The 25,520-nt window shown below is 60.1% G+C and carries 24 protein-coding genes, 1 tRNA gene and 2 pseudogenes; 15 read left to right on the top strand and 12 right to left on the bottom strand.

Going from position 1 to position 25,520, the window contains the following annotated elements; translation table 11 throughout:
- Positions 1-130 precede the first annotated feature (130 nt).
- The gene (locus G3A56_RS22720) at positions 131-1,681 is read left to right on the top strand and encodes a hypothetical protein (RefSeq protein ID WP_082185091.1); all 1,551 of its coding nucleotides are present in this window, start codon (positions 131-133) and stop codon (positions 1,679-1,681) included.
- 99 nt (positions 1,682-1,780) lie between these two features.
- Here the strand turns inward: G3A56_RS22720 and rpsA are convergent, their stop codons facing one another.
- Positions 1,781-3,481: a 30S ribosomal protein S1 gene (gene rpsA, locus G3A56_RS22715; RefSeq protein ID WP_164056834.1), complete on the bottom strand. Its 1,701-nt coding sequence runs from the start codon at positions 3,479-3,481 to the stop codon at positions 1,781-1,783.
- Positions 3,482-3,651: 170 nt separating this feature from the next.
- Entirely contained in the window at positions 3,652-4,311 is a 660-nt protein-coding gene (cmk, locus tag G3A56_RS22710) for a (d)CMP kinase (RefSeq protein WP_164056833.1), read from the bottom strand.
- Positions 4,312-4,511: 200 nt separating this feature from the next.
- Here cmk and G3A56_RS22705 point away from each other — a divergent pair, with 200 nt between their 5' ends.
- Complete coding sequence (locus G3A56_RS22705) at positions 4,512-4,898, top strand: TIGR02300 family protein (RefSeq protein WP_003498422.1); 387 nt, start codon at positions 4,512-4,514, stop codon at positions 4,896-4,898.
- Positions 4,899-5,050: 152 nt separating this feature from the next.
- Positions 5,051-5,126 (top strand) — tRNA-Ala (locus G3A56_RS22700).
- Between the two features lie 73 nt (positions 5,127-5,199).
- Here the strand turns inward: G3A56_RS22700 and G3A56_RS22695 are convergent.
- Positions 5,200-5,700: a hypothetical protein gene (locus G3A56_RS22695; protein ID WP_082185092.1), complete on the bottom strand. Its 501-nt coding sequence runs from the start codon at positions 5,698-5,700 to the stop codon at positions 5,200-5,202.
- Positions 5,701-5,754: 54 nt separating this feature from the next.
- Positions 5,755-6,129: a PAS domain-containing protein gene (locus tag G3A56_RS22690; protein WP_035243008.1), complete on the bottom strand. Its 375-nt coding sequence runs from the start codon at positions 6,127-6,129 to the stop codon at positions 5,755-5,757.
- Between the two features lie 206 nt (positions 6,130-6,335).
- Between G3A56_RS22690 and G3A56_RS22685 the strand changes: the two genes are divergently transcribed.
- The 7 genes and pseudogenes from G3A56_RS22685 (at position 6,336) to G3A56_RS22655 (ending at position 11,558) form a co-directional block, all read left to right on the top strand.
- Positions 6,336-7,238: an NUDIX hydrolase gene (locus G3A56_RS22685; protein WP_082185093.1), complete on the top strand. Its 903-nt coding sequence runs from the start codon at positions 6,336-6,338 to the stop codon at positions 7,236-7,238.
- Between the two features lie 69 nt (positions 7,239-7,307).
- A pseudogene (gene nadA, locus G3A56_RS22680) lies at positions 7,308-8,066 on the top strand (quinolinate synthase NadA); the annotation flags it as partial.
- Between the two features lie 22 nt (positions 8,067-8,088).
- Positions 8,089-9,653, top strand: a pseudogene (locus tag G3A56_RS22675) (L-aspartate oxidase).
- 1 nt (position 9,654) lies between these two features.
- Positions 9,655-10,512: a carboxylating nicotinate-nucleotide diphosphorylase gene (nadC, locus tag G3A56_RS22670; protein ID WP_082185096.1), complete on the top strand. Its 858-nt coding sequence runs from the start codon at positions 9,655-9,657 to the stop codon at positions 10,510-10,512.
- 151 nt (positions 10,513-10,663) lie between these two features.
- Positions 10,664-10,915: a GlsB/YeaQ/YmgE family stress response membrane protein gene (locus G3A56_RS22665; protein ID WP_003498410.1), complete on the top strand. Its 252-nt coding sequence runs from the start codon at positions 10,664-10,666 to the stop codon at positions 10,913-10,915.
- A 12-nt stretch (positions 10,916-10,927) separates the two neighbouring features.
- A complete protein-coding gene (locus G3A56_RS22660) occupies positions 10,928-11,347 on the top strand; it encodes a DUF3597 domain-containing protein (protein WP_082185097.1) in 420 nt (139 codons plus the stop codon).
- Positions 11,348-11,369: 22 nt separating this feature from the next.
- Positions 11,370-11,558, top strand: coding sequence for a hypothetical protein (locus tag G3A56_RS22655; protein WP_082185098.1), 189 nt, complete (start codon positions 11,370-11,372; stop codon positions 11,556-11,558).
- A 148-nt stretch (positions 11,559-11,706) separates the two neighbouring features.
- On the opposite strand, the gene cydX is transcribed toward G3A56_RS22655, so the two are convergent.
- From cydX to G3A56_RS22620, 7 genes are all read right to left on the bottom strand, one after another.
- Positions 11,707-11,829, bottom strand: coding sequence for a cytochrome bd-I oxidase subunit CydX (gene cydX / locus G3A56_RS22650; RefSeq protein WP_082185099.1), 123 nt, complete (start codon positions 11,827-11,829; stop codon positions 11,707-11,709).
- Positions 11,830-11,856: 27 nt separating this feature from the next.
- A complete protein-coding gene (cydB, locus tag G3A56_RS22645) occupies positions 11,857-13,014 on the bottom strand; it encodes a cytochrome d ubiquinol oxidase subunit II (protein ID WP_082185100.1) in 1,158 nt (385 codons plus the stop codon).
- Positions 13,015-13,020: 6 nt separating this feature from the next.
- Positions 13,021-14,598: a cytochrome ubiquinol oxidase subunit I gene (locus G3A56_RS22640; RefSeq protein ID WP_082185101.1), complete on the bottom strand. Its 1,578-nt coding sequence runs from the start codon at positions 14,596-14,598 to the stop codon at positions 13,021-13,023.
- A 69-nt stretch (positions 14,599-14,667) separates the two neighbouring features.
- Positions 14,668-16,359, bottom strand: a complete 1,692-nt coding sequence (cydC, locus tag G3A56_RS22635; protein WP_082185102.1) for a thiol reductant ABC exporter subunit CydC — start codon at positions 16,357-16,359, stop codon at positions 14,668-14,670.
- Positions 16,356-18,143: a thiol reductant ABC exporter subunit CydD gene (cydD, locus tag G3A56_RS22630; RefSeq protein WP_137067616.1), complete on the bottom strand. Its 1,788-nt coding sequence runs from the start codon at positions 18,141-18,143 to the stop codon at positions 16,356-16,358. The genes cydC and cydD overlap by 4 nt, the downstream gene beginning before the upstream one ends.
- 17 nt (positions 18,144-18,160) lie before the next feature.
- Entirely contained in the window at positions 18,161-18,736 is a 576-nt protein-coding gene (locus G3A56_RS22625) for a GbsR/MarR family transcriptional regulator (protein ID WP_082185103.1), read from the bottom strand.
- A 277-nt stretch (positions 18,737-19,013) separates the two neighbouring features.
- Complete coding sequence (locus G3A56_RS22620; RefSeq protein ID WP_082185104.1) at positions 19,014-20,045, bottom strand: L-idonate 5-dehydrogenase; 1,032 nt, start codon at positions 20,043-20,045, stop codon at positions 19,014-19,016.
- 220 nt (positions 20,046-20,265) lie between these two features.
- Between G3A56_RS22620 and G3A56_RS22615 the strand changes: the two genes are divergently transcribed.
- The 3 genes from G3A56_RS22615 to G3A56_RS22605 all read left to right on the top strand — a co-directional run bounded on the left by G3A56_RS22615 (position 20,266) and on the right by G3A56_RS22605 (position 23,143).
- Positions 20,266-21,021: an SDR family oxidoreductase gene (locus tag G3A56_RS22615; protein ID WP_082186004.1), complete on the top strand. Its 756-nt coding sequence runs from the start codon at positions 20,266-20,268 to the stop codon at positions 21,019-21,021.
- Positions 21,022-21,107: 86 nt separating this feature from the next.
- Positions 21,108-22,001 (top strand): NAD(P)-dependent oxidoreductase, encoded by an 894-nt coding sequence (locus G3A56_RS22610; RefSeq protein ID WP_082185105.1) that lies wholly within the window; start codon positions 21,108-21,110, stop codon positions 21,999-22,001.
- A 155-nt stretch (positions 22,002-22,156) separates the two neighbouring features.
- On the top strand, positions 22,157-23,143 hold the full coding sequence (locus tag G3A56_RS22605; RefSeq protein ID WP_082186005.1) for an aldose 1-epimerase: 987 nt from the start codon (positions 22,157-22,159) through the stop codon (positions 23,141-23,143).
- 15 nt (positions 23,144-23,158) lie between these two features.
- On the opposite strand, the gene G3A56_RS22600 is transcribed toward G3A56_RS22605, so the two are convergent.
- Positions 23,159-23,620 (bottom strand): Lrp/AsnC family transcriptional regulator, encoded by a 462-nt coding sequence (locus tag G3A56_RS22600; protein WP_003498392.1) that lies wholly within the window; start codon positions 23,618-23,620, stop codon positions 23,159-23,161.
- A 166-nt stretch (positions 23,621-23,786) separates the two neighbouring features.
- Here G3A56_RS22600 and G3A56_RS22595 point away from each other — a divergent pair, with 166 nt between their 5' ends.
- Both G3A56_RS22595 and G3A56_RS22590 read left to right on the top strand, forming a co-directional pair.
- A complete protein-coding gene (locus tag G3A56_RS22595; RefSeq protein ID WP_082185106.1) occupies positions 23,787-24,500 on the top strand; it encodes an aspartate/glutamate racemase family protein in 714 nt (237 codons plus the stop codon).
- The gene (locus tag G3A56_RS22590) at positions 24,501-25,271 is read left to right on the top strand and encodes a class II glutamine amidotransferase (RefSeq protein WP_003498386.1); all 771 of its coding nucleotides are present in this window, start codon (positions 24,501-24,503) and stop codon (positions 25,269-25,271) included. It abuts the gene before it with no gap.
- Positions 25,272-25,520 lie beyond the last annotated feature (249 nt).

Raw genomic sequence — 25,520 nt, 5'->3', positions numbered from 1 at the left:
AGCGGGCGAGATGACACCTGTACATCACCGGCGCGGCAATCTTTCAACATACGGGCCAAATGCGGATCAGAGAGCCAGGGATTGGCCCTTTCGCAGCCAGCGGCGGTCATCGATAGGAACGGAGCGCAGCATGTTACCGCCTGTACCGAAAATTCCGGCAGCCGATGCCGCCTATGGAGCCTCAGCCACGCCGACACCGCGCGGGCAGCTGAAAGAGGTCGTGCAGTTACAGGCGAGCAGTCCTGCTCCCGACAATGGCGGCGACGTTTTCGCCAGAGCCGCAATTGCCACCCTCACCAGCGAATTTCAGCTTTCCCGCAGTACCGCAGTTCTGGCGGAAACGCTCGGCAAGCTGATGAACCTGCCGAGGCGTGACGGCGAAGCCATTCAAAACTATGTGGTGCGCCTGACAGATGCCCTTCGCGCCCTGCCCGCGCCGCAGCGTCTGGCGCTGGAACAGCAGGTTGCCAAGGTGCTGCAGGGGTTGAGCCTTTCAATGCTTGCCGAAATCCTGAAACAGCCGACGGGCCCCGATGCCGCACGCCTTGCACTTCTGATCGAGCTTTCCCGCTACAAGGGAATGGATCTCGCCGCAAAGGCAGTCGTCTCTTCCTATCAGCAAAATAATTCGGCCAATCCAACGCCCGCACAGCGGCCCCAGCCGGGGTCGCAAAACGTCCAAAACCAGAGTGCGGATAGCCGCCCGAATGCGATAGCGACAGCGCAGCCGGCAAATGCTGCAACAACCGGCCGGCTCCTGTCTCAATTCATTGGCCCGCTTGCCCTCAACAGCGCAGCCGTCAAAGCCATTGTGGCAGCGCAGACGGCACCGCCGGACCTCCACGTCAATCTTCCCATCCCGCCCGCCAATGCGCCCGATACTTCGCCAGAAACCGTAAAGCCGGATGGAAAAGCCGAAAACACGGCGCGTCCACTTCAACCGCAAACGGGCAACGCGACAAAGGAAGGGCAGGTGCCGGCAGAGGCGCGTGCCGCAAACCCGGCGAAGGCAGAAAACGCCGAAATACGTCCTGCCCTGCCCCATCGGGACATTGCTAAGGCGGAGCAGAAAGAAGCACGGACGGCATTACCCCAGTCGTCCGGCCAGCCTCCAGGCGATGTCAAAAATATTGAAAACCTGCTGCTTGCAGCTCTTGCCGGCAAGCTTCCCGCCAAAACAACAGGTGCAGCGCAGCCTGCCGCCTCGCAGCCGGGCGTCCCAACGCAACAGCTGGAAGAACAGCCCACCGAAAAAGCTGCTTCGGCAACACCCGCCGCCCACCCGTCCGGCGAGGAAACGGAGACAGCAGCACATCGGCCTGAAGCCCAGCCACTGCCCCGCGCCGCAACTGATCCTGAAGCCAGAATGGCGATGCTCGAGCAATCGGCGTCACAATCGCTGATCGCTGCGGCTCTCGCAAAAGAAGGCACGCCGCTACCGCTCGTCGCCTATCCCCCGGCGGAAGATGATCACGAATCGGAAAGCCCGCATCGCGGACGCGGCCCGTTTTCCGAGGAGGAGGCAGAAGGCGAGCCGGAGGGTGAAAATTCCGGCAGTCAGGATGAAGCCGAAGAACGGGTGGCGGCCAATGACGAGACCGGCGAACCGGGAGCGCCACAGGCGGGGGCTTCCGACGACAGCGCGGAAAATTATTACCTCAGGATGAGCGGCATGCTCTGAGCCCCGTTCCGCGCATTCAGCCATAACGCGGACATTCCACCCAATAAAAAACCCGCCGGAAAATTCCGGCGGGTTCTTCATTTCAAAGGATCGAAGCGATTATTCGCCGCGGTTCTTCAGAGCCGCGCCGAGGATGTCGCCGAGCGAAGCGCCCGAGTCGGACGAACCGAACTGTGCGACTGCTTCCTTCTCTTCAGCGATTTCCAGCGCCTTGATCGAAAGCATGACCTTGCGGTCCTTCTTGGAGAAGTTGACGACGCGGGCGTCGAAAACCTGACCGACCGAGAAACGCTCCGGACGCTGATCGTCACGATCGCGTGCGAGGTCGTTGCGGCGGATGAAGGAGGTGATGTCCTCGTGGTTGACGAGCTTCACTTCCACGCCACCGTCGTTAACGGCGATGACTTCGCACGAAACGACTGCGTTCTTGCGCAGGTCGCCGGACGTTGCGGCTTCACCGACAGCATCCTTGCCGAGCTGCTTGATGCCGAGCGAGATGCGCTCCTTCTCGACGTCAACATCGAGAACGACGGCTTTGACCACGTCACCCTTGTTGAACTCTTCGATGACCTGTTCGCCCGGACGGTTCCAGTCGAGATCCGACAGGTGAACCATGCCGTCAACATCGCCTTCGAGGCCAATGAACAGGCCGAATTCGGTCTTGTTCTTGACTTCGCCTTCAACTTCAGTGCCGGCCGGATGGCTGAAGGCAAATGCCTGCCACGGGTTTTCCAGCGTCTGCTTGAGGCCGAGCGAGATACGGCGCTTGGACGGATCGACTTCGAGAACGACAACGTCGACTTCCTGGCTCGTGGACAGGATCTTGCCGGGATGTACGTTCTTCTTGGTCCAGGACATTTCGGAAATGTGGATCAGGCCTTCGATGCCCGGCTCCAGCTCGACGAATGCACCGTAGTCGGTGATGTTCGTAACCGTACCGGAGATCTTCTTGCCAACCGGGTACTTGGCGGAGATGCCATCCCACGGATCCGACTCGAGCTGCTTCATGCCGAGCGAGATGCGGTGGGTTTCCTGGTTGATGCGGATGATCTGAACCTTGACCTGCTGGCCAATGTTGAGGATTTCCGAAGGATGGTTGACGCGGCGCCATGCCATGTCGGTAACGTGCAGCAGGCCGTCGATGCCGCCGAGGTCAACGAACGCACCGTAATCGGTGATGTTCTTGACGACGCCGTCAACAACCTGGCCTTCTTCGAGGTTCTGAACGATTTCAGAACGCTGCTCGGCACGGGACTCTTCGAGAACCGTGCGGCGCGAAACAACGATGTTGCCACGGCGCTTGTCCATCTTGAGGATTTCGAAGGGCTGCGGGTTGTGCATCAGCGGGGTAACGTCGCGGATCGGGCGGATGTCGACCTGCGAACGCGGAAGGAAGGCAACAGCGCCGTCCAGATCGACGGTGAAACCACCCTTGACCTGGTTGAAGATAACGCCTTCGACGCGCTCGCCGGCTTCGAACTTGGCTTCGAGCTTGACCCAGCTTTCTTCGCGGCGAGCCTTCTCGCGCGACAGAACGGCTTCGCCGAGAGCGTTTTCGATGCGATCGACGTAAACTTCGACTTCGTCGCCGACCTTCAGCGTGCCGTCCTTGGACTTCGCGCCGAATTCCTTCAACGGTACGCGGCCTTCAACCTTGAGGCCGACGTCAACGATGGCAACGTCCTTCTCGATTGCCGTTACGATACCCTTGGCAACATAGCCTTCGGCAAGATCGTTAGAGGCAAAGGATTCTTCGAGAAGCGCTGCGAAATCTTCGCGCGTGGGGGTAGATACTGACATGAAATCTCCTGATTGCATCCGCTTGAAAGCGAATACAAAAGCGCCGGTGGGCTAGCGTTGTTGATACCCGAACCCATGCCCGCCTTTTTAAAAGGCTTTCCGGCGCAAGGACATGTCTTCGGGCAATTCCGGACTAAACGCGGGCCGAAATCAGCGGTTCCGCGAAAAACCTATTTCTCCAGGGCGGCGTCGATAATCGCCCGCGCGGCCTGAAACGCCACCTCTATACTCATTTCCGACGTATCTAGCAAGTGCGCGTCTTCAGCCGGTTTCAACGGGCTGTCGGCGCGGCCCATGTCGCGCTCGTCGCGTTTCCTCACTTCAGCGAAAATGGCATCGTAATCCGCCACCCCGCCATTGGCGAGGATTTCGTCATGACGCCGCCGCGCCCGCACGTCCGGCGACGCCGTGACATAAAGCTTCACCGGCGCATCCGGGCACACCACCGTGCCGATGTCGCGGCCGTCCAGAACCGTGCCGGGCTCCTTTGCGGCAAAACGCTGCTGCGCCTTCACGAGCGCCCGCCGCACCGGCGTCATCACGGCAATCCTGGACGCAGCCTCGCCAATATCGTGCCGGGAAAGGACCGAACGGTCGAGGCCGGCAAGGTCGAGTTCCAGCGCCACTTTTTCAGCGACGTTTTCATCATCGAGCGGCAGGCCGGCATCAAGAAGGGCCTTGGCCGTCGCTCTGTAGGTCAGCCCGGTATCGAGATGATGGAAACCATAGGTCTCCGCAATCTTTCGTGACAAGGTGCCTTTGCCAGCGGCAGCCGGCCCGTCTATGGCGATCGTGAAGGTCATGAAGCTTTCTGCCTGTGCGTCCGTCATTAATACAATAGAGTGCAGGATGTCTCCCGATCTTTATGAGCATCCCCGCATACAGGTTGCGCCAAGGGAGGGCGACATCCGAAGTTTGTCTTTGACACGAAAGACCGCAACGATTAAGGGGACCGGCTAGAAATTTTACCGTCTATGCCGGTTTTACGGCGTACACACCGAAACTCATTCGACAATTTGAGGCTTAGACAGTGGCAAAAGCGGAACTTGGTACCAAGCGCACCGACCCCGATACCGGCAAGAAGTTCTACGATCTGAACCGCGACCCGGTCGTTTCTCCCTATACCGGCAAGTCATGGCCGCTCTCCTTCTTCGAGGAAAGCACGGCTCAGGCAAAGCTCGAGCAGGCTGAAGAAGAAGAAGTCGCGGAAGTCGATGCCGAAAACACGGAAGTCGAACTCGTATCGCTGGAAGACGCCGATGGCGACAACAGCGGCGACGAAATCCCGGATATGGGCGACGACGACGACGTGGAAATCGACGACGATGACGATACCTTCCTTGAAGCCGACGAAGACGACGACGATGACGATATGTCCGGCATCATCGGCGTAACGGGCGACGACGAAGAGGCTTGATCTTATTGAATAATCCAGCCCGGCGACAAAAAAATGAAGCCGGGCTGTTTTTTGTGCTTGCACTCTTCGATTAGCCGAAGTAGTAAGCCGCCACCGAACGGAACAACAGCCGCTTCGGTTCCCGGAACCGGAAGAAATGCCGGAACCCTTATGGGGCTATAGCTCAGCTGGGAGAGCGCTTGCATGGCATGCAAGAGGTCAGCGGTTCGATCCCGCTTAGCTCCACCAAATCCTCCCAAACAAGACACGAGACCTTCAGGCGAAGATTTTCACCTGTCTCGCCATCTGTTCAACGCGTTGGCTATTGCAGCAGCGCCCGCACATCCTGCCCGTTGATCCGGCATTCGACTGAACGGCTAACCCCGCCCTCTTCCACCACCCGGCACTCCAGATATTTACCGCGCAGCCGGTTCTCCAGTGCCTTGAAAGCGTTCAGACCACAGGCATAACGGCGGCCTTCAGAATCCGCGCAGACCCGGTTGCGCTCGACATCCTCCAAACCAGCGAGGCTAAATTCCTGGCCTTTGAAGGTGAAGCGGCTGCTGGAAAGGACACGCAGTCGCTGATCCGCATGCATTTTCAAGGGGTAAAGATCGGGTGGCGTCGGGATGCGTTCGTAGTTCTGGCGGCTGGGATCGACCCGCACCGGCGATGTTGTCCACAACATTTCCGTATTGGCGGCAAGGCCTGCCGTCGCAGAGCCGGCCTCACCGTTCACCAGCGAGGCGATGCGGATGCCGGCAACACCGAGGCCCACGGCCAGCGCGATCTGAAACAGCAAAGTTGCGACCTGACGGACCATGCCACCGAAACATCAAAAACAATAAAATATGAGTCCGTCCCACCGAGAGCGGCACTACATCAGCAAGGCCTTGCGGGCGACAACCTCACGCACTGTGCCCATTGCCATCATTGGAACGCCGTCACAGTCGTGGATCACCCTGCCTGTCGTCCGCAACCAGCGAAAGCCGCCGGACTTCAGACCAATTCGGTATTCCTGATCATAAAACTCACCACGCGTCAGTGAATTATGGACCGCTCTTGCCACCCTCGCCCGGGCGTTGATCTCGACCTGGGCAATGAACGCCTCCACCGGAAGGCCGCGAGACGCCTCATCGAAGGAAAAATCGCGGACACGAGCAGCCACAGCATCCAGATAAACCAGATTCTGCCCAATATTCCACGTATAATAGCCAATAAGCGTCTCTTCTAGAGATATATCTTCCAACATCGGCTTTCTACATTATATGGATGCTTATAACGTTTTTATAACATAACGAAATATACGCGACTAACCACAAGAAATCATCCTTTCGTCTGACAGACCTTTATTTTAGGATTTACGCGAATACCGGCGGTACTTTTGGCCCGCTTGTTGGCGAACCGCACTTCCTGTGTCAAAGAAGGTTGAAATCACAACCTGTTACAGGAGCCGCCGTGACCATCGGGCTTGCCCATGCCGAACTCATTGCCGTCGTCACCGCCATTACCGGAGATGAACCGCGGGTCATGACCGTTCGCGCGGGCCTTGCCCTTCCTTCAGGCCCATTCGAATTCGGGCACAGAACGCTTCAGAGCGGATTGCGGGAATGGATCCACGAACAGACACACCACCCCGTCGGTTATCTCGAGCAGCTTTATACCTTCGCCGACCGCGACCGTAACAACGACATTCCGGGCGGCAGAACCATTTCGATTGGTTATCTCGGGCTGGTTCGCGAGCAGGAATCATCCGGCAACGGGCGCCCCCTTTGGCATGGCTGGTACGAATATTTCCCCTGGGAAGACCATCGTCAGGGCCGCCCGCTGGTTCTGGACACCATTATCGACAGGCTGCGCGCATGGGCGGACTCCAATCCCGCCTGCAAAAGCGAGCGCCATTTGCGGGCCGATTTCACTTTCGGTCTCGACGGTGGGGGCTGGAACGAGGAACTAACCCTGCAGCGCTATGAGTTGCTGTATGAGGCAGGCTTGGTCGAGGAAGCGCAGAGCGAGCCCCGGATCAACTTCGGCAGGCCGATGTTTGCCGATCACCGCCGCATCCTTGCCACCGGCATTGCCCGGCTGCGAGCCAAAATCAAATACCGGCCGGTGGTTTTCGAACTGATGGCTGATGCCTTCACGCTGTTGCAATTGCAGCGGGCGATCGAAGCACTCGCAGGGCTGACCCTGCACAAGCAGAATTTCCGCCGGCTGATCGAACAGCAGCAACTGGTGGAAGAGACCGGCGACATGGCGACCGAAACCGGCGGACGCCCGGCAAAGCTTTTCCGCTTCCGTCAAACCGTTCTTGATGAACGCGCCCTCTCAGGAACCAAACTGCCCCTCTCTCGCAATTGACATATGCTCACAATGAGAATATCTATTTGCCGTAGATATACTCAAATAGAGTATAAATGGGAGAGTGCCGTGAACGAACAGATTTCTGCCGCAAGCCTTTACGACCGCGTCAGCCGCGTCATCCCCAAGGCCGAATGGATGGGTTTTCAGGACGATGTGGAGGCTATCCTCGAGCTGAAGCACAAGCGCAACGCCGTCATCCTCGCCCATAACTACCAGACGCCGGAAATCTTCCACGGCGTTGCCGATATCGTCGGCGACAGCCTCGCTCTTGCCCGCAAGGCGATGGAAGTGGAGGCGGATGTGATCGTTCTCGCCGGCGTGCATTTCATGGCTGAGACGGCAAAGCTGCTCAATCCGGAAAAAACAGTGCTCATTCCGGATATGGCCGCCGGCTGTTCGCTCGCCGATTCCATCACGCCCGAGGACATCGCACTTCTGCGCAAGGCCTATCCGGGCGTTCCGGTCGTCACTTATGTGAACACTTCGGCGGCGGTGAAAGCGGCTTCCGACATATGCTGCACGTCAGGCAATGCCCGCCAGGTGGTGGAATCGCTCGGCGTGCCCCGCGTCCTGATGTTGCCTGACGAATATCTGGCGAAGAACGTGGCGCGGGAGACCAATGTCGAACTGATTGCCTGGCGCGGACATTGCGAGGTGCACGAGCTTTTCACCGCCGATGACATCAGGGAATTGCGGGAAAGCCATCCCGGCGTCACCGTTCTCGCGCATCCGGAATGTCCGCCCGATGTCGTGGAAGCTGCGGATTTTTCCGGCTCCACCGCCGTCATGCGGTCGATCCGGCGATCGCAGTCGCCGCCCGCCGTGCGGTGGAAAGGATGCTGGCGGTATGAGCGAAGCGCTGTCGCAATATGCGGGCAGGACGGTCATCGTCGGCAGCGGCATAGCGGGCCTGATGGCGGCGCTGACGCTTACGCCACAGCCTGTGCTGCTTCTGACGCGCAGCGCCCTCGGCGGAGAGACATCCAGCGCCTGGGCGCAGGGCGGCATTGCGGCCAGTCTTGGCGCGGATGACAGCGCAGCCCTCCATCTCGCAGATACGCTTGCCGCCGGCGATGGCCTCTGCGACACGGATATGGCAGCGGGCATCGTCTCCGCCGCCCCTGACGTCATCCGTGCACTGGAGAGCGCCGGCGTCCGTTTTGACCGCGATGCGCAGGGCAGACTTGTCTTTGGACTGGAAGCCGCCCATAGCCGTCGCCGCATCCTCCATGCCGAAGGTGACGGCTCGGGCGCGGCCATTGTCAGGGCTCTTGCGGCCGCCGCTCTCAACACGCCGTCCATTGCAGTTCTGGAAGGCACGGAGGTGCGCCGGCTGCTGACGGAAGACGGGGCCTTGACCGGTCTCGTCTGCGCCGGACAAAAGGGCAAGTTTATTCTGCCGGCCACGAAGGTCGTTCTCGCAACGGGCGGACTCGGCGGACTTTACGAGGCGACGACCAATCCTTCCGGCAATTATGGGCAGGGCATCATGCTTGCCGCGCGCGCTGGCGCCGTCCTTGCCGATATGGAATTCGTCCAGTTTCACCCGACGGCGCTTTCCTCTCCCCGTCGGCCGCTGGCGCTGGTCAGCGAGGCGGTGCGGGGCGAAGGCGCCCTTCTTCTCAATGAAAACGGCGAGCGTTTCATGGCGGCCGTGCCCGGTGCGGAACTCGCCTCCCGCGATATTGTCGCCCGCGCCATCGAGCGGGAAATCCTGCGTGGCGGCAAGGTCTTTCTAGACGCACGCCAGGCGCTCGGCAGCGGTTTTTCGGCGCGTTTCCCTGCGATAGACCTGCTCTGCCGGGAGGCCGGGATAGACCCCGCCCGCGAGCTTGTTCCCGTTCGCCCCGCCGTGCATTACCACATGGGCGGCGTTGCCACGGATGGAAACGGCCGCAGTTCCGTGCCAGGCCTCTGGGTCGCGGGCGAAACTGCCTGCACGGGTCTTCACGGGCCAACCGACTTGCCAGCAACTCCCTGCTGGAGGCGGCGGCGATGGGCATGCGCGCCGCGAAAGATATTGCCGACCGGCCGGCATCAAAACTCGGGACGGCTGTGACGCCATTCGGGACACCTGTTCTTTCGGCAGCGGACCCCGCCATCGTTCGACCCATTGTCTCCCGCCATCTCGGCATCGCCAGACATGAGATCGGCTTGACCGGCGCGATTCGTGATCTGCTGCCTCTCGCCGAACAGAATGGCCCGGCATCCGATCCCGCCATTGTCGGGCTCGCCATCGCCGTCTTCGCAGCCCTGCGCACGGAATCGCGCGGCGGCCATTTCCGTAACGATTTCCCGGAAAAGGACGTGACCCCCACAAGGCGCAGGCTGCGCCTGTCCGAGGTCATTTCCATTGCCCATGACCTTTCCTCCAGCAACCTTTCCTCACCCAGCATTGCGCGGAGCGCCTGACATGATCCTCTCCCCCTTGCCACGCCTCATCGTGGAACCGCTCGTTCGCAGCGCCCTTCTGGAAGATCTCGGGCTTGCGGGTGACATAACCTCCGCCTCAGTCATTCCCGCCGATCATCGCTCGGTCGTCGTCATGGCCGCGCGGGAACCGGGCGTCATCGCCGGTCTCGATGCCGCAGAGCTCGCTTTCCAGCTCATCGATCCGGCAATCGTGATGAGGCGGCATGTTGAGGACGGGGCGATTGTGGCTCCCGGCGATATCATAGCGACGATCGAAGGCCCGTCGCGTGGTCTTTTGACAGGGGAGCGCACTGCCCTCAATTTCCTTGGCCATCTGTCAGGCATAGCGTCCGTTACCGCGAAAATCGCTGCCGCCATTTCAGGGACCAAGGCGTCGGTTGCCTGCACCCGCAAGACGACGCCGGGCCTCAGGGCGCTGGAAAAATATGCCGTGCGCGCCGGTGGCGGCATGAACCACCGTTTCGCGCTTTATGACGCAGTCCTCATCAAGGACAACCACATCGCCGTGGCCGGCGGTGTGGGCGAGGCCATCCGCCGCGCCCGGCAAGGTGTGGGGCATCTCGTCAAGATCGAGGTGGAGGTCGATACGCTGGCGCAATTGCGCGAGGCGATGGATGAAGGTGTCGACGCGGTTCTCCTGGACAATATGACGCCGAACCAGCTGCGCGAGGCCGTGGAGATCGTCGCCGGCCGCGCCATTACCGAGGCTTCCGGCCGCATCAGCCCTGAAACCGCCGCCGCCATTGCCGCAACCGGCGTTGATCTCATCTCCGTTGGCTGGCTGACCCATAGCGCACCGGTTCTGGATATCGGGCTGGATTTTAAGAGCCAAAGCTGAATGAAAGCGACGCGACGGACTCGCCCACGCGGAACAAAGTGTCAGCACCTTCGTTATTACCCCGCCTGGGGTCTATTCAAGGCGGGGGATCGGTGCGCGCAAAAGCCTGTCCATATGCCTGCGGACCTCTTTCACAAAGGAAAGGCCTGTTATGGAAGACGCACAAATCGGCTGGATTGCAGCAATCATCATCGGCGGCGTAGCCGGTTGGCTCGCCGAACAGTTCATGAAAAGCAATATGGGTGTTTTCATGAACATCATCCTCGGCATTGTCGGCGCCATCGTCGCCAATTTTCTTCTCGGGCTCGTGGGCATCTCGCTCGGAGGCTGGATTGGATACCTCATCACCGGTTTCATCGGTGCATGCATTCTCATCGCCATCGGGCGCGCATTTCGCCGATAAAGGGAGGACACAATGAGCTTTTTCGACAAGATCAAGAACGCGATTTTCGGCAAGGCCGAAGCCGCACCGCAGACTTCCGCTCCAGCGGGAGCGCCGACAACCGCTGCAAGCCCGGCCGCACCGGCTCAGCCTGCAGCACCCGCCCCAACGGCAGCGGCTCCGGCATCTACCGGCAGCGTCGACGTGGCTTCCATTCTGGATGCCGCGGTCAAGCAGAACGGCCAAAAACTTGACTGGAAACATTCGATCGTCGATCTTCTGAAGGCGCTTGATCTGGACAGCAGCCTCAGTGCCCGCAAGGAACTGGCTGGCGAACTCGGCTATACCGGCGACACGTCGGACTCAGCCACCATGAACATCTGGCTGCACAGGGCTGTCATCAAGAAGCTGTCTGAAAACGGCGGCAAGGTTCCCGCAGAACTTCTGCATTGAACCAGTAACCGGGAGAACCGCGATGGACGACTATTCAAGCTTGCGAGAGCAGATCGGCCAGGACCTCGACACCCTGCGCAGGACCGAGAACCCGAAATCGATTTTCGAGATTGCCGACGACTATCTTCTGGGAAATCCAAATCTTAAGAGAGCGCTGGTCGAAGACATCATCAAGGAAGAGGCGGACAAGCGCGGCATCGCGATCCACTGAAGCCGTTCGTGTCAAACACGGCTGTTTTACCAGAAGGGCGGCATCCCAACCGGAGGCCGCCCTTCTATATTTTGCAAAGTAGCATCATCCGCACTCCGTCACCCCGGATCAAGTCCGGCATGACGGAAGAGAGCTTTCCACCAAAGCTCTATCTATCCTGTTTCGCTTCGGCCTTTCTGGCGTTTTCTTCCATCAGCTCATACCACATGGCGTTCATGACGGCGAAGATGGCGGCGAGAGGCAGGCCGAGCAGCCAGGCGAAATACCACATGTTCGATCTCCTTCTGTTTGTTTGATATTAATAGGCGTGGCCGCTGTCGTCGCGGATCGCCTTTTCATCCACCTTGCCCCACAGCACGCGATAGACCCAGGACGTATAAGCGACGATGATGGGAATGAAGATGAGGGCGACGACCAGCATGATGAACAGCGTCATATGGCTCGAGGATGCGTCCCAGACCGTCAGGCTCGATTTCGGATCGATCGAAGACGGCAGGATGAAGGGGAACATCGCCAGCCCGACCGTCGAGATGATGCCGAAAATGGCAATCGAACTGGAAAGCAGCGCCAGCACCTCACGCCCGACCCTGAACAACAGGAAGGCGACGAGCGGGAAAGCAAGACCGAGCACCGGCGCCAGCATCATCCACGGATGGGCCGCATAATTCGCAAACCAGACACCGCTTGCGACCTCGACCGTCTTCGATAGCGGATTGGACGGACCGTCGGTCACGACTTCCGAGGTGAAGCGATACCCGTCGACACCAAGCCACAACAGGACGCCGCCAAGAGCAAAAAGAACGGTGGTGGCAAGTGCGGCAATGCTGCCGAAACTGCGGGCGCGGGCCGCAACCGGACCTTCGGTCTTCAGCACCAGCCAGGCCGCGCCATGCATCACCAGCATGGCAACGGAAACGAGGCCGCAGAGGATTGCGTAAGGGTTCAGAAGCTCGAACAGCGTCGTGCCGTCATAGAAAATCCTCAAGTCATCGTTGAAGCGGAAGGGTACGCCCTGCAGCACATTGCCAATCGCCACTCCGAAGATCAGCGCGGGGACGAAGCCGCCGATAAACAGCGCCCAATCCCAGGTGCTGCGCCATGTCGTGCTCTCGCGTTTGGAGCGGTATTTGAAACCGACCGGTCGCAGGATCAGCGCAAACAGGGTGGCGAACATTGCCAGGTAAAAACCTGAAAACGACACCGCATAGAGCGGCGGCCAGGCGGCGAAGATGGCGCCGCCTCCAAGGATGAGCCAGACCTGATTGCCTTCCCAGACCGGACCGATGGAATTGATGACGACACGCCGCTCGAGATCCGTTTTCGCGACGAAAGGCAGCAGCGCGCCCGTACCCAGATCGAAACCGCCGGTTACGGCAAAACCGATCAGCACCACGCCAAGCAGCAGCCACCAGATGACGCGGAGGACTTCGTAGTCGATGAGTTGATGCAATATCATGATCGTTTACTCCGCAGCGACGAGTTTTTCAGGAACGAGCGGCGCTTCCGGCTCGTGATCCGGATCGGGGCCCTTGCGGATCGCCTTCAGCATCAGCCCCATTTCGACGATGAACAGCACCGTGTAGATGGCGATGAAACACAGAAGCGTAATCAGAACGGTCGAGGCGCTGAGGCTGGAGACGGCCGCCGCCGTCGGCAGCACGCCCTCGATGATCCATGGCTGGCGGCCGAATTCCGCGACCACCCAGCCCATTTCAGCCGCGATCCACGGCAGCGGAATGGCGAAGACGGCCACCTTCAGCAAGAACGGATAGTGATCCAGCCGGCGCCGGGCCGAGAGATAAAAGAAGGTCGCCGTCAGCACGATGAAGAACATGCCGAGACCGACCATGATGCGGAACGCCCAGAACAGCGTCGGCACATGCGGGACGGTATCGGCGGCCGCCTTGGCGATCTGCTCCTCGGTCGCCTGACGCGGATCGTCGACATAACGTTTCAGCAGCAGGGCGTAACCAAGCTCGTGGCCGAGTTCCGCAAAGGTGCCGCGCACCTCTTCGGGCAGTTCCGCGCCCTTGCCGGTGGCGCGTATCTGCATCAGCGCATCATAGGCTTTGATGCCATCGCGGATGCGGGTCTTTGCCAGTTCCACCAGATCGTTGATGCCGGGGATTTCCGTGTCGAGCGAGCGGGTGCCGATAAGGCCCATCACCCACGGGATTTTCACGGCAAAATGCGTCTCGCGCGCCTCCTGATCGGGGAAACCTATTGCCGTGAAGGGGGCCGGAGCCGGTTCCGTTTCCCACATGGCCTCGATCGAGGCGAGCTTCATTTTCTGGTGTTCGGTCGAAAGATAACCGCTTTCATCACCAAGCACGACGACCGACAGCGCCGAGGCCAGACCGAAGGAGGCGGCAACCGTCATCGACCGCTTGGCGAGGTCGAGATGGCGTCCCTTGAGGACATACCATGCCGAAACGCCAAGTACGAAAATGGAAGCGGTGACATAACCCGCTGAAACCGTGTGGACGAATTTCGCCTGTGCGACGGGGTTGAACAGGACCTCGAAGAAGTCAGTCACTTCCATGCGCATGGTCTGCGGGTTGAAAGCCGATCCCGCCGGGTTCTGCATCCACCCATTGGCGATCAATATCCAAAGGGCCGAAAAGTTCGAGCCGATCGCCACACACCATGTTGCGATGAGATGGCCGAGTTTCGACAGCTTGTCCCAGCCGAAAAAGAACAACCCGACAAAGGTGGCTTCCAGAAAGAAGGCCATCATGCCTTCGATCGCCAGCGGCGCACCGAAAATATCGCCGACATAGTGGCTGTAATAACTCCAGTTCATGCCGAACTGGAATTCCATGACGATGCCGGTGGAAACGCCCAGCACGAAATTGATGCCGAACAATGTGCCCCAGAATTTCGTCATCTGCCGCCAGACCACGCGGCCGGTCATGACATAGACCGTTTCCATGATGGCGATCACAACCGATAGTCCGATCGTCAGGGGAACGAATAGAAAGTGATATAAAGCGGTAACCGCGAATTGCAGGCGCGATAGCGCCACGATGTCGAGTTCCATGTTTTTACCCCACCTTTCAGGAAAGGCCGGCCTTCTGTTACGAGACGGCGCCGGCCCTGAAAAAATCACTCAGTCCGGACGCAATGTTTGCAGCATTACGTCGTATTCCGGGGTGCCGCTTTGACATTGATCAAGTTGGCGCCCCTCTTTCAGCACGATGATGCGATCGGCAAATTCCGCCTCGCGACGATTATGGGTGATCATCAAAACAGTCCTTCCTTTTGCCCTGGCAAACAGCCGGCCCAGCACGTCGCGGGCGGTCTCGCCGTCCAGCCCTTCCGTCACCTCGTCGAGAAGCCAGAGCGGTTTGTCGCGCAGCAGGAAACGGGCAAGTGCAAGCCGCCGCGACTGGCCGCCGGAGAGGCCCTGCCCCGCCTCGCCAAGCCGCGTATCCAGCCCGGCCGCCAGGATTTTGACGTGCTCGCCAATGCCTGCCGATTGCAGGGCATCCCAAAGCTCACGCTCGGTCGCGGCAGGTTTCGCCAGCCTCAGATTGTCGGCGATGCTGTCTCGGAAAAGCTGGCTTCTCTGCGTCATGAGCGAACACGGCAAAGCGCTGACCATACCCGCCGCCGGCTGCAACTCGCCCGCCAGAAGCTGGATGAGGCTGGTCTTGCCGGCACCGCTCGGCCCGATAATCGCCACCGTCTCTCCGGCGGCGATTGCAAGGTTGATATTCGTCAGAACCGGATTTTCGTTCCCGTCGCGCTCCAGCCGCACGCCATGAAGCTCGGCCGCCATGCCCTCGGCAGGCAAGCGCGGACAGTTGGCGACTGCCTCGGCGGAAAGACGCGGCGCGATGCGTCTTGCCGAAAAGAGCGTGCGTCCGAGTTCCATTGCACCGCGGCGCAGCGCCGTGAAAGGCTCCAGCGCGGCAAAACAGACGAGCAGGCCAAGGGCCGCCGTCGGCGCGGTTACCGCTCCCTGCTCCGCAAGCCAGGCCATGCCGAGGAGAGCCGCGCTCAAAAGAACCGCCGCTGAAATGCCGAAGGAAAAACCGGCATTCGTTTCGATCCGGTTCAGGCGGTCATCGCAGGCGAGCAGATAGTCGTCCGCCCGTTTTACCGCAGCAACCTGCGCCGAAAGCCGGGACGTCGTCAGCAACTCCGCCTGTCCATTGACGAGATCCGCCGTGCGGGCGCGAAGCGCTTCAAGCCCGATTGCCCGGCGGCGCGAGAATTTTTCCGCCCGCAACGCCGAGCGCACTGCAATGCCGAGCCCCGCCGCAATGAGGAAGAGGGCCGCCAGAACGCCCGCAAGCGGATTGAGGAAGGCGAGCCCGATGCCTGTTGCGATTGCGGCAAGGACTGCGACGGCAGCGGGAACCAGCACGCGCAGATAAAGCGAATCCAGCGCATCGATATCCGCCGTCAGCCGGTTCAGCAGGCGGGCAGGCCGCGCCTCCAGATGTTTCGCCGCCTGCGGTGCGGCAAAGCCGCGAAACAGCTTTTCGCGAAGCGCTGCCAGCACGGAGAGCGTTGCCTCATGGGTGGTCATGCGTTCGCCATAACGGGCGGCGGTGCGCGACAGCGCCAAAAGGCGGATGGCCGCAGACGGGGCAAAGACATCAAATGCATAGGCTGTTGCCGGAACCAGACCGGCAATCGCCGTCGCGGTTATAAACCAGCCGGAAACGCCGAGCAGGCCGATACCCGCCAGCACCGTGGTTGTCGCCAGAACCGCACCGGCCAGCAGCATGCCGCGACGCGCCGACCAGAAGAGGGCAATGACGGGTTTCAATATGGCAAAACGCGCGATCATGACTGCCCTCTCGAATGGATCGCCGTCATATCCACGATCCTGTCCATGCGTGCGGCGAGTACGGGATCATGCGTCGCGACGATCAATGTCCTGCCTTTTGCGAGTTGCAGCAGGTTTTCGGTGACGAGCGCAGCCGTCTCCCGGTCGAGATGCGCCGTCGGCTCGTCGACCAGAACAAGCTGCGTTGCCGGATCGGCGAAGGCGCGCGCAATGGCGAGCCGCACCGTCTCCCCGCCCGAAACACCATAACCGTCGTCTCCTATCGGCAGGTGTCGGCGTGCTTCTGATAGTGCATCCAGTCCGGTGCGACGCAGCGTCTCTTCCACCATGCCCTCGCTGACACCGGCACGACCAAAGCGAATATTCGCCTTCAGGGAACCGGCAAAAAAGAACGGCTTCTGGCTGACCCAGCCGATTGTGTTGCGTAGTCCATCGGCAGTTGTGTGATCGAGCGTCACACCGCCGATCCTTATTGTGCCGCTGCCAGCCTCGGCCAACCCGGCAATCAAGGAGAGTACAGTGGATTTACCACAACCGGAAGACCCGAGAATCGCAACTCTCTCGCCCTGCTGAACCGTAAGGTTGAGATTTCGAATGACAGGCGGAGAATTCGGATAGGCGAAGGAGAGATCGTCCAGCTCCACCAAGCCGGGCAGCGGGCATGGGGCGGATGCGACGTCCTTGCCCTCACCCACGATGGTTGTGTCACGCTGCATCAATGTGCCAAGCGCGCCAAGTGCCGCCTCTCCGGCTGCACGGTCGTGCCAGACGGCGGACAATTCCCGCAGCGGCTCGAAAAAGGCCGGGGCCAGAAGCAGGATGAACAGTCCTTCGGCAAGCGTCAGCTTCTCGCCCCACGCGCCGAAATTCAGAAAACCGAGCAGATGGAAACCGATATAGACGGCGGTCATGGCAACGCCGAGGGCGGCGAAGAGCTCCAGCACGGCCGAGGAGAGAAAGGCGATCCGCAGCACCGCCATCGTCCGCTTCTTGAGGTTTTCCGCATCTGTGCGCAGGCGTCCAGCGGTCAGATCGACGGCTTCCAGTGCACGAATCGTTTCGAGGCCGCGCAGGCGATCGAGCAGGAAAGCATTCATGTTGCCGGTCTCGGCCAGCTGCTTTTCACTGGCAGCCTTCGCCTGCCAGCCGATCAGCGCCATGAAAAGCGGGATGGTCGGCATGGAGAGCAGCAGCACCAGCGCCGCAATCCAGGTGAATGGCAGGATTGCCAGCACGAAAACCAGGGGAACGATAGTGGCTTTCATCCGCGCCGGCTGGAAACGGGAAAGATAAGGCACCAGCGCTTCTGCCGTCTCGGCGACAACACCTGCCGCCTCCCCGGATGCCGTGCGCGACAGATCGAGTGGCGACACCTGCGCTACGGCATGAAGCGCTTCCAGCCGCCGCCGAGAAAGGGCGGCACGCGCGGCGCGAAACGAAAGTCTCGCCGCAAGTCTTTCCAGAAATGCCTTGATCAGACCGAGAATGAGAACAGCGACAGCCGCCGGCAGGATCGCCGTCATCGGTGCGCCTCCAGCGATTTTTCCGACCGAAAAGGCCAGCAAACCCGCCTGCGGCAACCAGAGCAGGGCCGGCACCACATGCAGCAGGGCGATGGATCTTCCCACCGCCGGCGCTTTTGCCTTTTTCACCGCTCCGCCGTCAGAGGATTTCCCGGCGGCAGCACCGAAGAAGCGTCGCCGCACCACATCGGGCGAAACGGTTTCAGGCGCAGGACGGTCAACGCCGTCACCACTTGCCGATTGTCGCGTTTGTACGGACATCTCCAAGGCCGATCTCCTCACTTGCCCTTTGTGCCACGGGGTCTTGCAAGAGAGACGATCTTGTCTTTGGCCTCCAACAGTTTCGTGACTTTCGAGCCGAGCGCCAATAACGAAGCCAGTCGCTCCGTTTCCAGCCGCTTCACATCGTCATACCAGCCGGTGAGCTGCTCGATCAGCGTTTTCATCTCATCGATGCGCTTTTGCGCGTGCCGCTCGTCTTCATTCTCGGGCGTCTCCATCAGAATTTCGCGGAGCATGCTGAGCGTCGGATCGATCTCACGTTTCTTGCGCTCCTCGGCGAGGGTGCGCAGAATTTGCCAGACATCCTCCGGCGTCGTGAAGAAATCGCGCCGGTCGCCGGGGAAATGCTTGAGAATTGCAAGGTTCCACGCCTGAAGCTCCTTCAGGCTCATCGACACATTGGAACGGGAAATGCCGAGCGCCTCGACAATGTCGTCCGCGCAGAGCGGCTGCGGCGAAATGTAAAGCAAAGCATAGACTTGCCCGACCGTGCGGTTGATGCCCCAGCGGCTGCCCATCTCGCCGAAATGCAGCACGAAGGACTGAACAAGCGGAGAAAGACTAGCCGGCATTTCTTCACTTCCTGTATTTTCAGTAATTTCTGAAATTTCGATAACGCAAAAAACACCGGACGGCAAATCACCTTTTTGACCTGCGTCAAAATGTGCAAACCGGTGGAAATGGCGTGAGCGAAGGAAGATCGAGCGACCCGTCTGGTCCTTGAACTGGGCGATGATACCGATAACATCGCCGACAGGTTGTTGGGGTCAAGAAGCCCGCATAAAAAACCGGCGGCGGAATAATCCGCCACCGATCAGAACGTCGGAACGCTTACGTGCGAGACAGCGCTTATGAAAAGGCGATCTGGACCTTCATGGCACGGCTGCGGTCGGAGGCAAATTCAAAGGCCGAGATGGCGTCATCTAGATCCACCGTCTGGGTGATGAACGGCTTGACGTCGATCAGGCCCTTGCGCATCAGTTCGACGCCGGTCGCGAATTCCTCATGGAAACGGAAGGAACCGCGCAGATCGAGTTCCTTGGCAGTAATCGCCATCATCGGCAGGTTCATATCGCCACCAAGACCCAGCTGGACGATGATGCCGCGCGGCCGGAGCGCCGCAATGCCGCCCGCAAGGGCAACGGCGGCACCCGAGCATTCATAAAGAACGTCGAAGGTGCCCTTGTTCGCGCCATAAGCGGCGAGCGCATCCGGCTCATCCTTGCTGTTGATGACGCGGTCCGCGCCCGCTTCCCGCGCCTTGGCGAGTGTAAAATCCGAAAGATCGGTCGCAACGATTTCAGCCGCACCCGCGCGGCGCGCGGCCAGAATCGACAGAATGCCGATGGGACCGCAGCCGGTGACCAGCACACGTTTCCCAAGCAGATCCCCGGCGCGGCGCGTGGCGTGCAGCGTTACCGCCAGCGGCTCGGCCATGGCCGCCTCACCTGCGCTCAGCCCGTCGGCCGGAACACATTGCAGGGCATCCGCGACGAGAACTTCCCGAAAAGCGCCCTGAATATGCGGGAACGGCATGGCGCTGCCATAAAAACGCATGTTGAGGCACTGGTTGTGCAGGCCTTCCTGGCAAAAACGGCAGGTCCTGCACGGGCGTGATGGCGAAACCGCGACCAGACCGCCGATCTTCAGGCCTTCGACACCTTCACCCAACTCCTCGACGATGGCGGAGACCTCGTGCCCCAGCACCATGGGCTCGCGAAGCCGCACCGCGCCGAAACCGCCATGATTGTAGTAGTGAAGATCGCTGCCGCAAATTCCGCCCCTGACCAGACGAAGCCGCACTTCTCCCGCTCCCGGCGCCTCCTCCGGCCGCTCCTCGATGCGTACATCCTTTGCCCCATGGGCGACGATCGCTCTCATAAATATCTCCCTTTCGACATCGCGCCTTGAGCGGCGTGACAAAATAATCCGCATCCCGATCCTGCCGCCAGCCGCAGTTTTATGCGCCGCACGACCTCTCCGCCCGCCCGATCCGTACCGAAACCGGGCGTTTAAGCCTTGACATCCACGTCTTAAAGGGATGAATGTTATCGATAACATAAACCTGCATGAATGCAATGTCGAGAGACTGGAGGAAACAGTGGGCCTTAATTTGTTCGATCTTTCCGGCCGCCGCGCCCTGATCACGGGTTCGTCCCAGGGCATCGGTTTCGCGCTGGCGCAAGGGCTGGCGGAAGCAGGGGCTGAAGTGGTTCTGAACGGCCGCGACGAGGCGAAGCTGAAAGCGGCTGCAGCAGGCATCAAGGGCGCCAGGACGCTCGCCTTCGACGCCACCGATCATGAAGCGGTGCGCAAGGCCATCGACGGTTTCGAGGCGGATGTCGGCCCCATCGATATTCTCGTCAACAATGCCGGCATGCAACACCGCACACCGCTTGAGGATTTTCCGGCGGATGCCTTCGAGCGCCTGTTGCAGACCAACATCGCCTCGGTTTTCCATGCCGGTCAGGCTGCCGCACGTCATATGATCAGCCGCGGCCGCGGCAAGATCATCAACATCGCCAGCGTCCAGACCGCTCTTGCCCGCCCCGGCATCGCGCCCTACACCGCCACCAAGGGCGCTGTCGGCAATCTGACGAAGGGCATGGCGACCGACTGGGCCAAATACGGCCTGCAATGCAACGCCATTGCGCCGGGTTACTTCGACACGCCGCTCAACGCAGCCCTCGTCGCCGACGAAACCTTTTCGGCATGGCTTGAGAAGCGCACGCCGGCCGGCCGCTGGGGCAAGGTCGAAGAGCTTGTCGGCGCCTGCATTTTCCTGTCGTCCGATGCCTCGTCCTTCGTGAACGGACATATTCTCTACGTCGATGGCGGCATCACCGCCTCGCTTTAAAACCTCCTGTCCGGCTGGCGCACTGAAACCGCCAGCCGGATCGGGCCGACAATACCACGACGCTTTGGGAGGAGACCGTGAGCACCATGACCGACAAGAACAAAGTCGCCCTCATCGGCGCCGGCGCCATGGGCGGGGCGATCGGCACGCGGTTGATCGAGACCGGCCATCACCTGACGGTTTTCGATCTGGATGCGGAGAAGGTGGCGGCGCTGACCAGCCTCGGCGCACACAGCGCCGGAACGGCGGCGCAGGCGGCTTCGGTTTCCGATGTCGTGATCCTCAGCCTCAACTCGCCGAAAATCGTCCGCGCCGCCGTGTTCGGCAAGGATGGCGTGGCGGCCGGAGCAAGGCCCGGCACACTGATCATCGACATGTCCTCCATCGATCCGGCGGCGACGAAGGAACTGGCGGCCGATGCTGCTGAAAAGGGCCTGCGCTGGGTGGACAGCCCGCTTTCGGGTGGCGCACCCAAGGCGCTTGTCGGCCAATTGACGCTGATGGCAGGCGGCACGGAAGCGGATGTGGCAGACGCCCACCGCGTGCTGCAACATGTCGCCAGCAACTATACCCATATGGGCCCCAGCGGCGCCGGGCAGACGACGAAACTCATCAATCAGGTTCTCTGCGGGCTGAACTTCCTGGCCGTAGCGGAAGCGACGCAGCTTGCGCTGGATGCGGGCGTCGATGCCGCCAAAATTCCGCAGGCGCTGAAAGGCGGCAGGGCGGATAGCGCGATCCTCCAGGAATACATGCCGCGTTACGTCGCGAAGGATTACCGCCGCACCGGCCGCATCGACAACATGGTCAAAGACCTGAACGGTGCGCAGGATCTCGCCAGGCGCACCAACACGGCCATGCCCCTGACGGCGGTTTGCGCCGAGGTGCACCGCATGCTCACGGCGGCGGGACTGGGCGGTGAGGACCAGGCCGCGCTGATGGAATTTTTCAGCGGCGCGAAACGCACCTTCACGGACTGACTTCCGCGACGGAACTGTCGAGCTGCGTGCGGAGGTCATGTATCTGCGCGGTCCGGCCATTGCGAAATGTCTCCGCAGCGAAGATGATCGGGCGAATCGGCGGGGCAACAGCCTTGGTGGCCGCAGAAAGCATGCATGCAAAGGACAATTTCCCGATGACCACCTCCGAGACAGGCACGGGGATTGCCGGTGTTACCATTTCCGGAAATGGCTTCACCGCCGAGATCGCTTACGAGGGCGCAACTCTTCTGAGCTGGCAACCGCGGCTTGCCGATGGCAGCGAATCTGAAAACCTTGTCGACGGCTATTTGACGCCTGCGGAGTTGCAATCGCAAAGTGGCGTGAGAAACGGCATTCTCGCCCCCTTCACCAATCGTATTCCGGACGGCAAGTTCAGTTTCGGTGGGGAGATGCACCGTATAGAACCGGTGCTTGCCCACGAAAACCTTGTCTTCCACGGTTTCGCCAGAGCCCTGCCCTTTCTTCTCAACCGTTCTTTCGAGGAAAACGGCACGCATGTGCTGGTGTTCCGCGCGGAAATATCACCCGGCGATTTCAAGGGTTATCCCTATCATCTCGCCCTTGAGGTGGAATACCGGTTTGCCGGCCATGACGTCACCATCGACATACGCGGCATCAATGGCGACGACCGGCCGCTGCCCTTCGCCGCCGGCTGGCACCCTTATTTCCGTCTGCCCGGTACAGCGTCCATCGACGATCTCGAACTGACACTCCCCTCGCAGACCGCAATCGAAACCGACGAACATTTGATACCCCTGCTGGACCAGCAAAGCGGGCTTCTCAAGCGCGACGATGCGACGTTTCTTTCCCCCGCACCGCTTGCGGGCCACGTGCTCGATGCCTGCTTTACCGATCTCATCGCATCCGAAAACGGGCTTTATGAAACGCGGCTGGGGAATCGGCAGGACGGATCGAGCCTGACAATCTGGCAGGAGCGTGGCCACATGCATGTCTTCACCGGCGATACGCTTGCCCGCGACAGACGAAGATCGATCGCCCTGGAACCCGTTGAAACACCGACCAACGCCTTCAACCAGCCCGGACTTGCCGCTGCGCTCACCCTTCAGCCGGGTGAGACGCGGAATTTCCGCTTCGGCTTCCGCTTCGAGGCGGCGCGCTGAAACGCTAACGCCCCGTCAGATATGTGTCGTCGGCAGGGAAGACGACAGCTTCACCGTTTCCATGGAGATATAGGCGGACATGTCGTAAAGCTCGACGCGGCGCAGGATCTGTTTGTAGATCGTGTCGTAATATTCGACATTCGGCAGCACGAGCTTCAGAATATAATCGAAATTCCCGGTCAACCGGTGAACTTCGACGATCTCCGGTATGGTGCTGACGGCGGCATGGAACCGGTCCAGCCAATCCTCCGCATGCAGCCCGGTTCTCACGAGCAGGAAAACCGTCGTCGGCAGATTGATTTTCCGCCTGTCGAGCAATGCCATCGTGCCCGTCACATATCCTTCCGCACGTAGCCGCGTGATGCGGCGCGAGCAGGCGGAAAGCGACAGCGACACCTCGTCGGCTATATCGGCGAGCGGCGTTTCTGCATTTTCCTGAAGAATCGCAAGGATTCGGCGGTCACGATCATCAATCATCCGTCAAGGATGTACACATTCCCAACATGACGCAAGTTTTTTGCGATTAATTGGAATATGGCGCGCTTTGTTTGCGTTTCCATCTCGAATTCCGTGCAAAAACGCATGCCATTTTCGCGACAGAGGTGGCATTCTTGTTTCCAATCAACTTGATAAGGGAATTCTGATGAAACGGATCGGCCTGATCGGCGGCATGAGCTGGGAATCCACCGCAACCTATTACCGCATGATCAACGAAGCCGTGCGCGACAGCCGCGGTGGACTGGTTTCGGCCGATATCGTCATGCATTCGCTCGATTTCTCCGAGGTTGTCGCCCTTCAAAAAGCTGATCGCTGGGATGAAGCCGGTGCGCTTCTGGGTGCCGCCGGCGCGCGCCTTGCCAATGCCGGCGCTGATTGTGTTCTGATCTGCACCAACACCATGCATCTTGTTGCAGAAACCGTCGCGAAGATGTCGGGCGTCGCGCTGATCGACATCATCGACGAAACCGCAGCCGCACTGAAGGCCGATGGACGCCGCAAACCGCTTCTGCTCGCCACCCGCTACACCATGGAACACGGCTTCTACACCGACCGCATGCGCCGCCATGGCGTCGACGTGGTCGTGCCCGATGTGGAAGACAGAGCCGCCATCCACGACATCATTTTCGGCGAACTGTGCCAGGGCGAGATCAAGTCCTGCTCGCGCGAGCGCTATCTGTCGGTCATCGAGAAAGCCCGTGCGCTCGGCATCGATTCCGTCATTCTCGGCTGCACCGAAATTTCCCTGCTGATCGATCCGGACGCGCTGCCTTTGCCGGGTTACGATTCGACCGCCATTCACGCGAAGGCCGCTGTCGGCTTCGCGCTTGGAAACAAGGCCCTGAACAGGGCCGCATGAATGTGTCGCCTCTTTGCCTATTCCGGTAAACCGGTCTGGCTCGACAGTCTTCTGATCGAACCGGAAGCATCACTGGTCAGCCAGTCCATGGCCGCAAGGGAAGCGAAAACCGTCGTCAATGGCGATGGTTGCGGCCTTGGATGGTATGGCGAGCGCGGAATCCCTGGTGTTTTTCGCGACACCAGACCCGCCTGGTCCGACGCCAATCTGGCCGCGCTCTGCCACCAGCTTCGCTCGGGCATGTTCATGGCCCATGTTCGCTCCGCCACCTCAGGCGAAGTATCCCGCGCCAATTGCCATCCCTTCTCACATGGGCGGTATCTGTTCATGCACAACGGCCAGATCGGCGGTTATGAGCAGATAAGGCGGGACGTCGATTCCCTCATTCCCGATGATATCTATGCATCCCGGCGCGGCACCGGTGACAGCGAAGCCATCTTCCTCATCGCCGCCGGCCACGGCCTCGATGTGGACCCGGTCCGCGCCATTTCCACCGCTCTGCGCCTCTGCCATGAAAAGATGATAATGGCGGGCGTTTCCTCGGCGCTGAGATTCAGCGCCGTGCTGATGGATGGCGATTGCCTGCACGCCTTCCGCTGGTCCAGCGATGACAAGCCGCCGACGCTTTACTGGCGCGGGCTAGATGAAGGCATTGCGCTGAGTTCGGAGCCCTTTTCCTTCGATTGCACCCCCTGGTGCGCCGTTCCGCCAAATACCAGGGTGACGATCCGCGCAAGCGAGATGACGACGGAACCATTTTTTCCGGCGTAAAAGTCGCATTTCACGGCGATGAAGGCCGGTTTTTACACCGCAACCGCCCTTGGCTGGCGCTGCGGTGGCGCCACCACGTTTATTTTCATTGAATTTTCTCAGCCGCGAAGGCTAGTGTGTGATCCGATAGACCGAAACAGATTTCAGGACCGGTGAACCATTTCAGAAGTATTGCAGCCTCTCTCCCTTTTTTGAACGATGCCCGGCATCGCAATCACCACGCAAACCCGTTCAAGAACGGCGCACAAA

Origin of the sequence: Rhizobium oryzihabitans, from assembly GCF_010669145.1 — a bacterium.
GTDB lineage: Bacteria > Pseudomonadota > Alphaproteobacteria > Rhizobiales > Rhizobiaceae > Agrobacterium > Agrobacterium oryzihabitans.
The sequence above is the reverse complement of the archived record's forward strand: the minus strand, read 5'-3'. Positions and strand labels throughout refer to the sequence as shown.

What these genes read in the sequence shown, in the direction of transcription:
- G3A56_RS22600 (WP_003498392.1), bottom strand. Translation starts at nt 23,620, where the DNA reads ATGATTGATGATCGTGACCGCCGAATCCTTGCGATTCTTCAGGAAAAT.
- G3A56_RS22640 (WP_082185101.1), bottom strand. Translation starts at nt 14,598, where the DNA reads ATGGAACTCGACATCGTGGCGCTATCGCGCCTGCAATTCGCGGTTACC.
- cydB (WP_082185100.1), bottom strand. Translation starts at nt 13,014, where the DNA reads ATGATATTGCATCAACTCATCGACTACGAAGTCCTCCGCGTCATCTGG.
- G3A56_RS22620 (WP_082185104.1), bottom strand. Translation starts at nt 20,045, where the DNA reads ATGAGAGCGATCGTCGCCCATGGGGCAAAGGATGTACGCATCGAGGAG.
- G3A56_RS22655 (WP_082185098.1), top strand. Translation starts at nt 11,370, where the DNA reads ATGGACGACTATTCAAGCTTGCGAGAGCAGATCGGCCAGGACCTCGAC.
- G3A56_RS22610 (WP_082185105.1), top strand. Translation starts at nt 21,108, where the DNA reads ATGACCGACAAGAACAAAGTCGCCCTCATCGGCGCCGGCGCCATGGGC.
- nadC (WP_082185096.1), top strand. Translation starts at nt 9,655, where the DNA reads ATGATCCTCTCCCCCTTGCCACGCCTCATCGTGGAACCGCTCGTTCGC.
- cydC (WP_082185102.1), bottom strand. Translation starts at nt 16,359, where the DNA reads ATGATCGCGCGTTTTGCCATATTGAAACCCGTCATTGCCCTCTTCTGG.
- G3A56_RS22660 (WP_082185097.1), top strand. Translation starts at nt 10,928, where the DNA reads ATGAGCTTTTTCGACAAGATCAAGAACGCGATTTTCGGCAAGGCCGAA.
- rpsA (WP_164056834.1), bottom strand. Translation starts at nt 3,481, where the DNA reads ATGTCAGTATCTACCCCCACGCGCGAAGATTTCGCAGCGCTTCTCGAA.
- G3A56_RS22690 (WP_035243008.1), bottom strand. Translation starts at nt 6,129, where the DNA reads ATGTTGGAAGATATATCTCTAGAAGAGACGCTTATTGGCTATTATACG.
- G3A56_RS22625 (WP_082185103.1), bottom strand. Translation starts at nt 18,736, where the DNA reads ATGCCGGCTAGTCTTTCTCCGCTTGTTCAGTCCTTCGTGCTGCATTTC.
- cmk (WP_164056833.1), bottom strand. Translation starts at nt 4,311, where the DNA reads ATGACGGACGCACAGGCAGAAAGCTTCATGACCTTCACGATCGCCATA.
- cydD (WP_137067616.1), bottom strand. Translation starts at nt 18,143, where the DNA reads ATGTCCGTACAAACGCGACAATCGGCAAGTGGTGACGGCGTTGACCGT.
- G3A56_RS22665 (WP_003498410.1), top strand. Translation starts at nt 10,664, where the DNA reads ATGGAAGACGCACAAATCGGCTGGATTGCAGCAATCATCATCGGCGGC.
- G3A56_RS22590 (WP_003498386.1), top strand. Translation starts at nt 24,501, where the DNA reads ATGTGTCGCCTCTTTGCCTATTCCGGTAAACCGGTCTGGCTCGACAGT.
- G3A56_RS22605 (WP_082186005.1), top strand. Translation starts at nt 22,157, where the DNA reads ATGACCACCTCCGAGACAGGCACGGGGATTGCCGGTGTTACCATTTCC.
- G3A56_RS22720 (WP_082185091.1), top strand. Translation starts at nt 131, where the DNA reads ATGTTACCGCCTGTACCGAAAATTCCGGCAGCCGATGCCGCCTATGGA.
- cydX (WP_082185099.1), bottom strand. Translation starts at nt 11,829, where the DNA reads ATGTGGTATTTCGCCTGGCTGCTCGGCCTGCCTCTCGCCGCCATCTTC.
- G3A56_RS22695 (WP_082185092.1), bottom strand. Translation starts at nt 5,700, where the DNA reads ATGGTCCGTCAGGTCGCAACTTTGCTGTTTCAGATCGCGCTGGCCGTG.
- G3A56_RS22595 (WP_082185106.1), top strand. Translation starts at nt 23,787, where the DNA reads ATGAAACGGATCGGCCTGATCGGCGGCATGAGCTGGGAATCCACCGCA.